Below are 13,480 nucleotides of genomic sequence, written 5' to 3' on the forward strand. Positions count from 1 at the left end.
CCAAAGACGCAGCATTCCTGCGCGGACACGCAATTCTTGTTCCTTGTCGCCCGACTCCGTCACTTCCTACCTTGGTGTCAACCCACCCTCGACACCGCAGGAAGCGGAGGAACCCCTCTGTGTCCGATTCCCGTGTGCCGCGCCGGCGGCGCTTCCTCGTCTGCGAACCCAGACATTTCGCCGTGCAGTACGCGATCAACCCCTGGATGCAACCCGACGTCCGCGTCGACGTGGACCTGGCCCAGGAGCAGTGGCAGGCGCTGATCGGCGCCTATCGGGCCCACGGCCACACCGTCGACACCCTGGAGCCGGCACCCGGTCTCCCGGACATGGTCTTCGCCGCGAACTCGGCGGTCGTCGTGGACGGCCGCGTCTTCGGCGCCCTCTTCCACGCGCCCGAGCGGCGCCCGGAGTCCACGCACTACGACACGTGGTTCAAGACGGCCGGCTTCGACGTCCACCGCCCCGAGGCCGTCTGCGAGGGCGAGGGCGACCTGGTCTGGACGGGGCGCTACGTCCTGGCCGGCACCGGATTCCGCACGACCCGCGAGGCGCACCGCGAGGTGCAGGAGTTCTTCGGCCACCCGGTGATCAGCCTGACGCTGGTCGACCCGCGTTTCTACCACCTGGACACCGCGCTGTTCGTCCTCGACGACGACAACATCTCCTACTACCCGGAGGCGTTCTCGCCGGGCAGCCGCGAAGTGCTGGCGCGGCTGTATCCGGACGCGGTGCTCGCCACCCTCGACGACGCGCTGGCCTTCGGCCTCAACTCCGTCTCCGACGGCCGCAACGTCTTCATCGCACCCCAGGCCGAGTCCCTCGCCACCGCTCTCGCCGACCGCGGCTATGTCCCCGTGCCCGTCGACCTGTCCGAGTTCCGCAAGGCAGGGGGCGGCATCAAGTGCTGCACTCAGGAGATCCGTTCATGACCGCTCCCGTGACCACGCGTTCGTCCGCCGACCTGATCCGCGCCGAGGAACCGGTCCTGGCGCACAACTACCACCCGCTGCCCGTGGTCGTCGCGCGCGCCGAGGGCACCTGGGTGGAGGATGTCGAGGGCCGCCGCTACCTCGACATGCTGGCCGGATACTCCGCCCTCAACTTCGGTCACCGCCACCCGGCGCTCGTCCAGGCGGCCCACGACCAACTGGACCGCCTCACACTCACCTCCCGCGCCTTCCACAACGACAGGCTGGCCGAGTTCGCCGAGCGGCTGGCCGAGCTGACCGGCCTGGACATGGTGCTGCCGATGAACACGGGAGCCGAGGCGGTCGAGTCGGGCATCAAGGTGGCCCGCAAGTGGGCGTACGAGGTCAAGGGCGTCCCCGCCGACCGGGCGACGATCGTGGTCGCGGCGGAGAACTTCCACGGCCGTACGACGACGATCGTCAGCTTCTCCACGGACGAGACGGCACGGGCCGGCTTCGGCCCGTTCACGCCGGGCTTCCGGATCGTGCCGTACAACGACCTGGCGGCGCTGGAGGCGGCGGTCGACGAGACGACCGCGGCCGTACTCATCGAGCCCATCCAGGGCGAGGCGGGTGTCGTCATCCCCGACGAGGGCTATCTGACGGGGGTACGGGAGCTGACCCGCCGCAAGGGCTGTCTGTTCATCGCGGACGAGATCCAGTCGGGCCTCGGCCGCACCGGCCGCACCCTCGCCGTCGAGCACGAGGGCGTCGTCCCGGACGTGCTGCTGCTGGGCAAGGCGCTGGGCGGCGGCATCGTCCCGGTCTCCGCGGTGGTCGCCCGCCGGGACGTGCTCGGCGTGCTGCGGCCGGGTGAGCACGGCTCGACGTTCGGCGGCAACCCGCTGGCCGCCGCGGTCGGCACGGCCGTCGTGGAGCTGCTGGAGACGGGCGAGTACCAGCGCCGGGCCGCCGAGCTGGGCGTGGTCCTGCGCGGTGGCCTGGCCGCCCTGGTCGGCAAGGGCGTCGCCGGCTTCCGCGCCCGCGGCCTGTGGGCGGGTGTCGACGTCGACCCGGCAATCGGCACCGGCCGCGAGATCAGCGAACGCCTCCAGCGCGAGGGGGTCCTGGTCAAGGACACCCACGGCTCCACCATCCGGCTGGCGCCGCCGCTGACGATCACCGGCGAGGAGCTGGAGTCCGCGCTCGGGGCACTGGAGAAGGTCCTGGGTTCGTGACCGGAGTGGGGGGCGGTGAGAGTCCGCCCCCCACTTTTCTCTGCGTCCCCACCGGTTGCCCGGAGGGTGAAGATGGGGACAAGAGGTGGTAGACCACTCTCAGCGACAGAGAGGTCGGCCGTGGGCACTGACGAGGAGCAGGCCGCTGCCCAGCAGCGGTTCGACGTGGCCGATGCCGCGCCTCTGCTGCTCGACGCCCAGGGCGTGGTGACCAGCTGGACCCGGGACGCCCGGCGGCTGCTGGACTACACGGCCTCCGAGGTGGTCGGCACCCCGGTGACCGGACTGCTGGCCCCGGAGGACGCCGCACGGTTGCCCGAGGTGGCCGAGCGGTGCCGCCGGGACGGCGGCTGGGCGGGACTGCTGACCGCCCGGCACAAGGACGGACACCAGGTCCGGCTGATGGTCCGGATCACTCCGGCGGTGGGGCCCGGCGGCGGGGCGCACTGGCTGGTGCTGCTCTCCGACATGGGCGGGGCGCGCGGCTGGGACATGAGCCGTGCGGTGCTGGAGCAGATGGTGACCGGCTCCCCCGTCGGCATAGCGGTCGTGGACGCGGATCTGCGGTGCGTCTGGTCGAACGCCGCTCTGGAGCGGTTCGGCGGCGGCTCCCCCGGGGAGCGGCTGGGGCGGCGGCTGGCGGAGATCCAGCCGGGCATCGACTCCGAGGGCATCGAGACACAGATGCGGCGCGTGCTGGAGACCGGGCAGCCCGTCGTCGGGTACGAGCACGTCGGCCATGTACGCTCCGCACCGCTCCGGGAGACGGCGCACATGATGTCGTTCACCCGCCTCGAGGACGACAACGGCCACCCGATGGGCGTCTACTACACGGTCGTCGACATCACCGAGCGGCACCGCGCCCGGCAGCGGCTGGCCCTGCTCGACCGGGCCGGCGAGCAGATCGGTCGCAGCCTGGACATCGTGCGGACCGCTCAGGAGCTGGCCGACGTGGCCGTGCCGGGCTGCGCCGACTTCGTCTGCGTCGACCTGCTGGAGTGGGTGCTGCGCGGCGCGGAGCCCCCGGCCGGACCGCTCAGCCCCACGGAGGCGGTGCCACTGCGGCGGGCCGGGCACCAGTCGGTGAACCCCGGCGTCCCCGAAGCCGTCGTCGAGATCGGCGCGGTGGCCACCTACCTGCCCGGATCGCCCCCTATCCGGTGCCTGGCCACCGGCCTGTCCTGGCGCGAGGAGCGACTCGACCCGCTGGCCAGGGAGTGGGCCACCGACCTGCCCGACGACCGGACGGCCACGTTCCTGGAGCTGGGGCTGCACACCGTGATGATCGTGCCGATCCGCGCACGGGGCGTCACGCTGGGCGTCACCACGTTCTTCCGGCGCCGGCGTCAGGAGCCCTTCGACGAGGACGACCTGAGTCTGGCCGAGGACCTGGTCTCACGGGCGGCGGTCTGCGTGGACAACGCCCGCCGCTACGCCCGCGAACGCACTGCGGCTCTGGTGCTGCAGCGCAGCCTGCTCCCCCGTCGGCTGCCCGATCAGGACGCCGTGCAGGTGGCCGCCTGCTACCGGCCGGCCGACGAGCTCACTGGCCTGGGCGGCGACTGGTACGACCTCATCCCGCTGTCCGGCGCCCGCGTCGCCCTCGTCGTGGGGGAGGTACCGGGCCACGGCATCGACGCCGCCGCGGCCATGGGACGCCTGCGGACCGCCGTACGCACCCTGGCGGCCCTGGACCTGCCGCCCGAGGAGGTGCTCGCGCACCTCGACGACCTGGTCGCGCAGACGGGCCGTGAGGAGGGCGGCCAACCGGACGCTCCGGACGACGTCGACGTACAGGTCGCCGGGGCCGGCTGCGTGTACGTCATCTACGACCCCGTCGACGGGCAGTGCACGATGGCCGCCGCGGGCCACCCCGCGCCCGCCGTCGTCCTGCCCGACGGCAGCGTCAGCTTCGTGGACCTGCCGCAGGGGCCGCCGCTCGGCGTCGGCGGGCGGCCCTTCGAGGCCGTGGAGCTGGCCCTCGCCGAGGGCAGCACGCTCGCCCTGCACACCGACGGACTGCTGGCCGGCGAGGACGCCGGCCGGCCCGTCGACGCGAACCGCGACCGGCTGCGCCGGGCCCTGGAGCGGCTCGCGCCCTCGCTCGACCTGCGCTGCCGGGCCGTGGTCGACGCGCTGATCCCGGACCGCCCGGACGACGACGTGGCCCTGCTGATGGCCCACACCAAGCTCCTCGGCGCCGACCAGGTCGCCGACTGGGACCTGCCCGCCGACCCCGCCGTCGTCGCCGACGCCCGCAAGGAAGCCGCCCGGCAGCTGGCCGAGTGGGGCTTGGAGGAGCTGGCCTTCACCACGGAACTCGTGGTCAGCGAGCTGGTCACCAACGCCATCCGGCACGCCGAAGGCCCGATCCGGCTCCGCCTGATCAGGGAACGCGCCCTGATCTGCGAGGTCTCCGACGGCGGCGCCACCGCACCCCACCTGCGCCATCCGCGCACCACCGACGAGGGCGGCCGCGGGCTGCTGCTGGTCTCCCAGTTCACCCAGCGGTGGGGCACCCGCTTCGTCCCCGAGGGGAAGGTCATCTGGGCCGAGCAGTCCCTGACCGATCCTCCGGTCTGACACGCCGGTACCGTACAAACGTCGCATCACGTGGGAAAATGGCGTGAACCCGGCGGTGAGGCGGCAGCCATGAACGATGGGGCGATCGACTACGCGGCAGTGTTCCAGTGCCTGCCGGGAATGGTGGCGCTGCTGACGCCCGGGCTGGTGTTCGCGGATGCCAACGAGGAGTTCCTGCGGAATGCCGGGCGCACCCGCGAGCGGGTGGTCGGCCGCTATCTGTTCGACGTCTTTCCCGACAACCCGAACGACTCCACCGCCTCCGGCATGCGCAATCTGGCGGCCTCACTGCAGCGGGTGCTGGAGACCGGCGAGCGCGACGCCATGGCCCTGCAGCGCTACGACGTCGAGAACCCCGACCGGCCCGGCGAGTGGGAGGAGCGCTACTGGAGCCCGGTCAACGCGCCGGTGCTCGGCCCGGACGGCAAGGTGGTGCTACTGGTGCACCGCGTCGAGGAGGTCACCGAGCTGATCAAGGCCAGGGGCAGCCCGCGCGGCAGCAGGGCCCGGGTACTCGAGGCCGAGCTGTACACCCGCGCCCGCGAACTGCAGGACCTCAACGAGCGGCTGCGGCAGGCCCACGCCCGCGAGCGTGAGGTGGCCATCGCGCTGCAGGAGGCGATGCTGCCCGCTCGCCGGCAGGCCGGCCACCAGCACGCCGCCGTACGCTACCGGCCCGCCGTCGGCTCGCTCAACGTGTGCGGGGACTGGTACGACCTGGTCGACCTGGTGGGCGGCCACCGTATCGGCGTGGCGGTGGGTGACGTAGTCGGGCACGGTCTGGCGGCCGCCGGGGTAATGGGCCAGCTGCGCAGCGCGCTGAGCGCCGCCTCCCGCGTCGCCGAGGGCCCCGCAGAGGCGCTGAACGTCCTGGGCCGGTACGCGAACGTGGTCGACGGCGCCGAATCCGCCACCGCCGTCACCACGTTCATCGACTTCGACGAGCACACCATCACCTACAGCAGCGCGGGGCACCCCCCGCCGGTCCTCGTCCACGCCGACGGCCGTATCGAGTTCCTCGACCAGGCCACCGACCCGCCGCTGGACGCCCGCCCCGACCCGATGCCAAGACCCGAGGCCTGCGCGCGGTACGCCGAGGGCGCCACCCTCGTCCTCTACACCGACGGCCTGATCGAACGCAGACGCGAGGACATCGACACCGGCCTGGCCCGCCTCGCCGACTCCCTCGCCCGCCACCGCACGGAGGACCCCGAACGGCTGGCGGACGCGGTCCTGCTGGAGCTGCTGCCGCCGGGGGGTGCGACCGACGACACCGCCCTGGTCATCGTGCGGCTGTGAGCGAGCAGACGCGGCGGCGCGCCGCAAGGGCCGGGCGTCCGCCAGCAGTTGAGCGCGATCGCGCCATGATGTGTCATCAGGTTGCTGTCTACCAGTCGGTAACTGGAGGCTGGTGCGGCAGTTGTCCCCACGCGCGCGACGCGGCGTCAGCCGTGTTCCGGCGAACTGCGCCTGCACATAGACTGGCGATCCCACGACACGCCGGTTGACCTGCTGGTACGCGGCGGCACAGGCGATCCGCCGGAGTGAGGAGCGACCTTTTGTTCTACTACGTGCTCAAATACGTGTTGCTGGGACCTCTGCTGAGACTGGTCTTCCGGCCTCGCATCGAAGGCCTCGAACACGTACCGGCCGAAGGTCCGGCGATCGTGGCCGGCAACCATCTGTCCTTCTCGGACCACTTCCTGATGCCGGCGATCCTCAAGCGCCGCATCACCTTCCTCGCGAAGAAGGAGTACTTCACGGGGCCCGGCATCAAAGGCCGCCTCACCGCGACCTTCTTCCGCAGCGCCGGGCAGATCCCGGTCGACCGCACCGGCAAGGAAGCGGGCCAGGCCGCCATCCGCGAGGGCCTCGGCGTGCTGAGCAAGAACGAACTGCTCGGCATCTACCCCGAGGGCACCCGCTCGCACGACGGCCGCCTGTACAAGGGCAAGGTCGGGGTGGCGGTGATGGCGCTCAGGGCCCAGGTGCCCGTCATCCCCTGCGCGATGATCGGCACCTTCGAGGCGCAACCGCCCGGCAAGGTCATCCCGAACATCCATCCGGTCGTCATCCGCTTCGGCAAGCCCCTCGACTTCTCCCGCTATGCCGGCATGGAGAACGAGAAGGCCATCCTGCGCGCCATCACCGACGAGATCATGTACGCCATCCTGTCGCTGTCCGAGCAGGAGTACGTCGACGAGTACGCGGCCGTCGTCAAGGCGCAGACCGAGGCGGCCGGCGCCGCGGAGAAGGAGCGCCGCTTCCCGCGGTTGCCGCTGGGTTAGGACGAGCCGAGCACGAGGAAGGGGCGGCCGGAGTGTTCCGGCCGCCCCTCACTTCGTACCGCTGCCGGTTACGGCTTGGGCGTGGCGTGCGGGGTGCAGGTCACGTCCGCGGCGTCCAGCTTGCCGCTCAGGAGGTAGTCGTCCACCTTCTGGTTGATGCACGGGTTGACCAGGCCGGTCACACCGTGCGAGCCCGCGTCCTTCTCGGTGATCAGGCGGGAGCCCTTGAAGCGGTTGTGCAGTTCGACGGCGCCGTCGTACGGGGTGGCTGCGTCATGCGTGGACTGCACGATCATGACCTGCGGCAGGCCCTTGTGGGTCTTGACGTTCACCGGGCTCTGCTGCTTGACCGGCCAGGTGGCGCACGGCAGGTTCATCCAGGCGTTGGCCCAGGTCATGAACGGGTAGTTCTTGTTGAGCTCGGTGTTGTCCTTGTCCCACTTCTTCCAGCTGGTGGGCCACTTGGCGTCGGTGCACTCGACGGCCGTGTAGACGGCGTTGCCGTTCTCCGCGGTGATGTTGCCCGCGGTGTCGGACATGTCGGGGGCGGCCGCGTCGACCAGTGCCTTGGTGTCACCGGCGAAGTACTTGCTGAAGGCCGTCGCGACCGGTACCCACGAGGAGTCGTAGTACGGGGCGCTCTGGAAGAAGGAGATCAGCTCGGCCGGGCCGACGACCCCGCCGAGGGGGCTCTTCTTGGCGGTGGCGCGCAGCTCGAGCCACTTCGCCTGAACCGCGTCGCGCGTGGTGCCGAGGTGGAAGGTGGCGTCGTTGGCGGCGACCCAGTCCTCCCAGTCCTTCCAGCGGCCCTCGAAGGCGACGTCCTGGTCCAGGTTGGCCTGGTACCAGATCTTCTCCCGCGACGGGTTGACGACGCTGTCCACGATCATGCGGCGCAGATGGCCGGGGAACATGGTGCCGTAGACGGCGCCGATGTAGGTGCCGTAGGAGACGCCCAGGTAGTTGAGCTTCTTCTCACCGAGCGCGGCACGGATGACGTCCAGGTCGCGCACGGTGTTGGGCGTGGTCATCTGCGAGAGCATCGCCTTGCCGGTGCGCTCGGCGCAGCCCTTGGCGTACTCGGCGGCCAGCTTGCGCTGGGCCAGCTTGTCGGCCTCGGAGTCCGGCACCGGGTCGGCCTTGGGCGCCTTCACGAACTCCTGCGGGTCGATGCAGGAGATCGGCGCGGAGTGGCCGACACCGCGCGGGTCGAAGCCCACGAAGTCGTACGCCTTGGCCACGTTGGCCCACACCGGGTTCTTGGTCGTGACCCGGCGCGGGAAACGCATGCCGGAACCGCCGGGGCCGCCCGGGTTGTAGACGAGCGCACCCTGGCGCTCTTCCTTCGTCCCGGTGTTGCCGATGCGGTCGACGGCCAGCTTGATCTGCTTGCCGTACGGATGCGCGTAGTCGACCGGGACGCTGACGTACCCGCACTGGATGGGCTTCTCCAGCCCCCAGTCGGCGGGGCAGTCCTGCCAGTCGATCCCGGCCTTCGCCGCCCGCTCGGCCGCGATGGCGGCACCGCGGGCCTCGCGGTCCTGCCCGTGCCGCGAGCCCGCGGTCGCGCTGGCACTCGGCGCCGCGACGGCTCCGGCTATGAGCGTCGCCGCGGCGAGCACTCCGGCCGAGCCGAGCGCGGTGGCCCGCTTATTTCGTCTCATATCCCTCAAGTGGGACCTCCCCCAACGTCATTGCGAATGTCAGGAGGATCCTTTCGGCTGTGTACATGCCGAGAACAGGGGTTGTTGACCTTCTTTACCAATCCGATAAACGGTGACCCTTGTCCCGCTCAGCGGAAACTCACGCGACGGCGGCCAGAGCCTCGTCCAGCACCCGCCGCAACCGCAGGGCATCGGCCGCCACGGCAGTGACGAGTAGGGCAGGCCCGGCGAGCGGCATCACCACGGCACCCTCCCCCACCACCCGGGCCGCCATCGGTTCGACCCCGAACTCGGGCCGTACGACGACCAGTTGCCCCACGGCCCGATGTCCGCCCAGCACGGCCGGACCGTCCCACCCGCCCGGTGCTCCGGGCCCGCAGGCCAGCTCCTGGTCGAGGAGCACCCGCCCCTCGACACACACCGTAAGACGACTGGTCAGCCGCCCGGGTTGCTCCCCGACCCGCCCGAGTACCTGCTCCTCGCGCAGCACGAGCCGGGCGGCACCGCCGAGCTCGACCCGCGTCCTGACATACAGATCACTCCCGTGCGCGGAGATCAACTGTTCGGGCAGCCACTCCAGTTCACCCCCGTCGGCGACGTCGAGCCGCACGTCGTAGCGGGCCTCACCCTTCGCCTGCCCCGGAAGCGCGATGGTGGCGGCGGCCGACCCGACCCGCAGCCGTGCCCCGCTTCCCACCTCGGCCTCGACGGCGAACTCGTCCCCGCCGAGCGGCCCGCTCATCGCCCCGACGAGCATGACCCGCGCCTCGGCGCCACTGCCCCGCGTCCGCCGCAGCGCCAGCGGCCCCTCCCCCTCCAGCACGGGCAGCGCCGTACCGCCTCTCCCGTCGTCCCGGGCGACGATCCGAGCGGTGGCCCGCACCCCGTTCACGGTCAGGCCGTCCACGCGGCGAGCTGCGCCCGCACCCAGCCGGCAACGTCCGTCACCCCGGCCTCGCTCCTGAGCGACTGGAAGACGACGGGCAGTTCGGCCCGCTGCGCCTTGGCGTCGGCGGCCATGCGCCCGAGATCGGAGCCGACATACGGCGCGAGGTCGGTCTTGTTGACGACGAGCAGATCGGCCGTGGTCACCCCCGGCCCGCCCTTCCGCGGAATGTCATCGCCGCCCGCAACATCAATGACGAAGATCTGGGCGTCGACAAGCCCCTTGGAGAAGGTCGCGGTGAGATTGTCCCCACCGGACTCGACCAGGATCAGATCCAGCGGCCCGACCTCGTCCTCAAGATCCTCCACCGCCTCCAGGTTGGCGGAGATGTCGTCCCGGATCGCGGTGTGCGGACAGGCCCCCGTCTCCACGGCAGTGATCCGCTCGGGCGGCAACACGGCTTCCCGGAGCAGGAATTCGGCGTCCTCGCGGGTGTAGATGTCATTGGTCACGACAGCGAGGGAAAGCTCGTCGCGCAGGGCCCGGCACAACGCCGCAACGGTGGCGGTCTTGCCCGACCCGACGGGCCCACCGAGCCCGATCCGCAGGGCACGCCGCGAGCCGTCGGGCCGACGGGCATCGGCGCTGACGGCGCCGGGGCCGTCGTGGTGGTGTTCCAGATGCATGGCTATGGCTCCAATATTCAAGCCGGCCCGGCCATTTCAGCCCGTCCGGCGTTTGAGGACGAGGCCGTTCAGGCCGATACGGGGGTCTGGGGGCAAAGCCCCCAGGTTCGGGAATGGGAAGGGGCGGCGGGGGCGACACTCCTAGGACGCGAACAGCCGCACAGCCCAGGCGGCATGCACCTCCGCAGAGATCTCCAGCAACGGAGCCGACGCCGCAGGCAACGCATCGACCCCGCCGTCGACAACGAGCCGCGCCGACTCCACCGCCCGATCCGCAACGCGATCCAGCTCCGGCGCCAGCCGAGCCAGCACCCCCGTTGCATCGAACGGATCAAGACTCAACAACCGCACCGTCGCACCAGCCGGCCCACTGACACTCTCGTACGCCGCGCAATACGCCGCATCCAGGGCCTCCAGCCCCGCAGCCCGAGCGGCAAGCCCCAGCACCACCGGCTGATGCGCTCCCTTGGGGAACTCCTGTGCCAGAGCATCGAGTTCACCCGAAGGCCAGGTGGCGCGAGCGGCCCGCATCAACTGCCGCCCCAGCTTCCGCCCGGCGACCCGCAACGCAGGCGACGGCGTCCGCGCATCCGCGGCCGCATCCAACGCCACAGGATCCACGCCGAGCACTGCCGCGGCCGCCAGCGCGGCCGAGACCAGCCCCGCCGTGTGCAACCGCCCCCGGCAGAAGGACTCCAGGCTCGCGGCCCCACTGATCCGCCCGGCCTTCACCGCCGCCTCGGCCCCGCCGGAGTGCGCATGCCCTCCGGCGGGAAAGCGCCCGTCGGCCAGAACGAGAAGAGCTGCCCGCGACATCACGACCGCGCCATCAGAAGAGTCATCAGAACAGGGAGAGTCATCAGAACAGGAAGTACCGCTGGGCCATGGGCAGTTCGGCAGCGGGCGTCGCCTCGACGAGCTCCCCGTCGATGTGCACGGCGAAACTGTCGGGATCGACCTGCACCCGGGGCCGCGCGTCGTTCTCCCGCATGTCGGCCTTGGTGACCCCACGCGTCGAGTCGATCGCGACGAACCGCTTCCCGAGCGAGAGCCGCTCCGGTAGCCCGTCCTCGATGGCGAGCGGCGCCACGAAGTTGAAGGAGTTCGAGGCGGGCGCCCGCCCGATCGCCCCGTACATCGGCCGCGGCAGGATCGGCTGCGGCGTCGGGATGGACGCGTTGGCGTCGCCCATCTGCGCGTAGGCGATCTGCCCGCCCTTGACGACCAGGTGCGGCTTGACCCCGAAGAAAGCGGGCTCCCACAGCACGAGGTCGGCGAGCTTGCCCGTCTCCACCGAACCGACCTCACGGGCAAGCCCCTGCGCGAGCGCCGGGTTGATCGTGTACTTGGCCACGTACCGCCGCACCCGCCGGTTGTCCGCGCGCCCGTCACCCGGCAGCGCACCCCGCCGCCGCTTCATCACATGCGCCGTCTGCCAGGTCCGCATGATGACCTCGCCGACGCGCCCCATGGCCTGGGCGTCCGACGAGATGATCGAGATGGCGCCCAGGTCGTGCAGGATGTCCTCCGCGCCGATGGTGGACGGCCGGATCCGCGACTCGGCGAAGGCCAGGTCCTCCGGCACCGCCGGGTTGAGGTGGTGGCACACCATCAGCATGTCGAGGTGTTCCTCGGCGGTGTTCACGGTGTACGGCCGCGTCGGGTTCGTCGAACTCGGCAGTACGTGCGGCTCGGAGACGACGGTCATGATGTCCGGCGCGTGCCCGCCGCCCGCGCCCTCCGTGTGGTACGCGTGGATGCCGCGCCCGCCGATCGCGGCGAGCGTGTCGCCCACGAACCCGGCCTCGTTCAGCGTGTCCGTGTGAATGGCGACCTGGATACCCGTCTGGTCGGCCACGGTCAGCGAGGCGTCGATGACGGCGGGCGTCGAGCCCCAGTCCTCGTGCAGCTTGAGCCCCAGCGCCCCGCCGCGGATCTGCGACAGCATCGCCCCGTGCGAGACGGTGTTGCCCTTGCCGAGGAACCCGATGTTGAGCGGGTACTGCTCCATCGCCTCCAGCATCCGCGCGAGATGCCAGGGACCGGGCGTGACCGTGGTCGCCTTGGAGCCCTCGGCCGGACCGGTGCCACCGCCCACCAGCGTGGTGACGCCGGCGGACAGCGCCTCGTCGGCGATCTGCGGACAGATGAAGTGCACGTGCGCGTCGATGGCGCCGGCGGTCAGGATCCGCCCGTTGCCCGCGATGACCTCGGTCTCGGGGCCGATGACCAGGTCGGGATGGACCCCGTCCATGGTGTCCGGGTTGCCGGCCTTCCCGATCCCGGTGATCCGGCCGTCGCGGATGCCGACGTCGGCCTTGACGATCCCCCAGTGATCGATGATCACGGCACCCGTGATGACGGTGTCCGGGGTGCCCTCTGCGCGCGTGGCACGCGACTGGCCCATGGACTCGCGGATGACCTTGCCGCCACCGAACACGGCCTCGTCACCGGCGAGTCCGGGTCCGCCGGAACGATCCTCCTCGATCTCGACGATCAGATCGGTGTCGGCGAGCCGGATGCGGTCACCGGTGGTGGGGCCGAACAGGTCGGCGTACGCGGCACGCGAGATCTCAGGCATCGAGGGCACCTCCGGTCTCCCCGCGCAGCCCGGGCACCACACGGGCACCGGCGAGCGGGACGAGTTCGACGTAGACGGGGATCCCGGGCTCGAAGCGCACGGCCGTACCCGCGGCGATGTTGAGCCGCTTGCCGCGGGCGGCGCCGCGGTCGAAGTCCAGGCCGGGGTTGGCCTCGGCGAAGTGGTAGTGGGAGCCGACCTGGACGGGCCGGTCGGCGGCGTTGAGGACGGTCAGCCGGGTGACCTCGCGGCCCTCGTTGTAGGCAACGGGCTCGTCCGCGAACAGGATCTCGCCGGGAATCATCGAGGCCCCCTCAGACGATCGGGTCGTGGACGGTGACGAGCTTGGTGCCGTCCGGGAAGGTCGCCTCGACCTGGACGTCGTGGATCATCTCGGGGATGCCCTCCATGACGTCGTCCCGGGTGAGGAGCTTGCGCCCGGAGGCCATGAGCTCGGCGACCGTACGGCCGTCACGGGCGCCTTCGAGGATGTGCGACGTGATGAGGGCGACCGCCTCGGGGTGGTTGAGCTTGAGCCCGCGGGCCCGGCGCTTCTCGGCGACGTCGGCCGCCACGTGAATGAGCAGCCTCTCTTGCTCGTGCGGGGTCAGTTGCACGTCCCACCTCACAGTCCTCACCCGGA

The 13,480-nt window shown here is 71.0% G+C and carries 12 protein-coding genes; 5 read left to right on the forward strand and 7 right to left on the reverse strand.

Annotation, left to right across the window (positions count from 1 at the left end; genetic code table 11):
- Positions 1-119 precede the first annotated feature (119 nt).
- The 5 genes from ddaH (at position 120) to EDD92_RS07850 (ending at position 7,020) form a co-directional block, all read left to right on the forward strand.
- Positions 120-932 carry a dimethylargininase gene (gene ddaH / locus EDD92_RS07830; RefSeq protein WP_123963627.1) on the forward strand — a complete coding sequence of 271 codons (813 nt, stop codon included), beginning with the start codon at positions 120-122 and terminating at the stop codon, positions 930-932.
- Positions 929-2,149 carry an ornithine--oxo-acid transaminase gene (rocD, locus tag EDD92_RS07835; RefSeq protein WP_123963628.1) on the forward strand — a complete coding sequence of 407 codons (1,221 nt, stop codon included), beginning with the start codon at positions 929-931 and terminating at the stop codon, positions 2,147-2,149. Before ddaH ends, rocD begins: the two co-directional genes overlap by 4 nt.
- Positions 2,150-2,269: 120 nt before the next feature.
- The gene (locus EDD92_RS07840; RefSeq protein WP_123963629.1) at positions 2,270-4,732 is read left to right on the forward strand and encodes a SpoIIE family protein phosphatase; all 2,463 of its coding nucleotides are present in this window, start codon (positions 2,270-2,272) and stop codon (positions 4,730-4,732) included.
- A gap of 69 nt (positions 4,733-4,801) precedes the next feature.
- Positions 4,802-6,031: a PP2C family protein-serine/threonine phosphatase gene (locus EDD92_RS07845; RefSeq protein ID WP_123963630.1), complete on the forward strand. Its 1,230-nt coding sequence runs from the start codon at positions 4,802-4,804 to the stop codon at positions 6,029-6,031.
- 260 nt (positions 6,032-6,291) lie between these two features.
- Positions 6,292-7,020, forward strand: coding sequence for a 1-acyl-sn-glycerol-3-phosphate acyltransferase (locus tag EDD92_RS07850; RefSeq protein ID WP_123963631.1), 729 nt, complete (start codon positions 6,292-6,294; stop codon positions 7,018-7,020).
- A gap of 68 nt (positions 7,021-7,088) precedes the next feature.
- Here EDD92_RS07850 and EDD92_RS07855 read toward each other — a convergent pair whose 3' ends face one another.
- The 7 genes from EDD92_RS07855 to EDD92_RS07885 all read right to left on the reverse strand — a co-directional run bounded on the left by EDD92_RS07855 (position 7,089) and on the right by EDD92_RS07885 (position 13,454).
- Positions 7,089-8,684 (reverse strand): alpha/beta hydrolase, encoded by a 1,596-nt coding sequence (locus EDD92_RS07855; RefSeq protein ID WP_123963632.1) that lies wholly within the window; start codon positions 8,682-8,684, stop codon positions 7,089-7,091.
- 139 nt (positions 8,685-8,823) lie between these two features.
- Positions 8,824-9,591, reverse strand: coding sequence for an urease accessory protein UreD (locus EDD92_RS07860; protein ID WP_123963633.1), 768 nt, complete (start codon positions 9,589-9,591; stop codon positions 8,824-8,826).
- Entirely contained in the window at positions 9,579-10,256 is a 678-nt protein-coding gene (gene ureG / locus EDD92_RS07865) for an urease accessory protein UreG (protein ID WP_123963634.1), read from the reverse strand. The genes EDD92_RS07860 and ureG overlap by 13 nt, the downstream gene beginning before the upstream one ends.
- Before the next feature lie 141 nt (positions 10,257-10,397).
- Entirely contained in the window at positions 10,398-11,072 is a 675-nt protein-coding gene (locus EDD92_RS07870) for an urease accessory protein UreF (RefSeq protein WP_123963635.1), read from the reverse strand.
- 43 nt (positions 11,073-11,115) lie between these two features.
- The gene (locus EDD92_RS07875) at positions 11,116-12,837 is read right to left on the reverse strand and encodes an urease subunit alpha (protein WP_123963636.1); all 1,722 of its coding nucleotides are present in this window, start codon (positions 12,835-12,837) and stop codon (positions 11,116-11,118) included.
- On the reverse strand, positions 12,830-13,141 hold the full coding sequence (locus EDD92_RS07880) for an urease subunit beta (RefSeq protein WP_123963637.1): 312 nt from the start codon (positions 13,139-13,141) through the stop codon (positions 12,830-12,832). The genes EDD92_RS07875 and EDD92_RS07880 overlap by 8 nt, the downstream gene beginning before the upstream one ends.
- Before the next feature lie 10 nt (positions 13,142-13,151).
- The gene (locus EDD92_RS07885) at positions 13,152-13,454 is read right to left on the reverse strand and encodes an urease subunit gamma (RefSeq protein WP_010355509.1); all 303 of its coding nucleotides are present in this window, start codon (positions 13,452-13,454) and stop codon (positions 13,152-13,154) included.
- Between the last annotated feature and the right edge of the window lie 26 nt (positions 13,455-13,480).

It is taken from the genome of Streptomyces sp. TLI_185 (assembly GCF_003814765.1).
GTDB lineage: Bacteria > Actinomycetota > Actinomycetes > Streptomycetales > Streptomycetaceae > Streptomyces.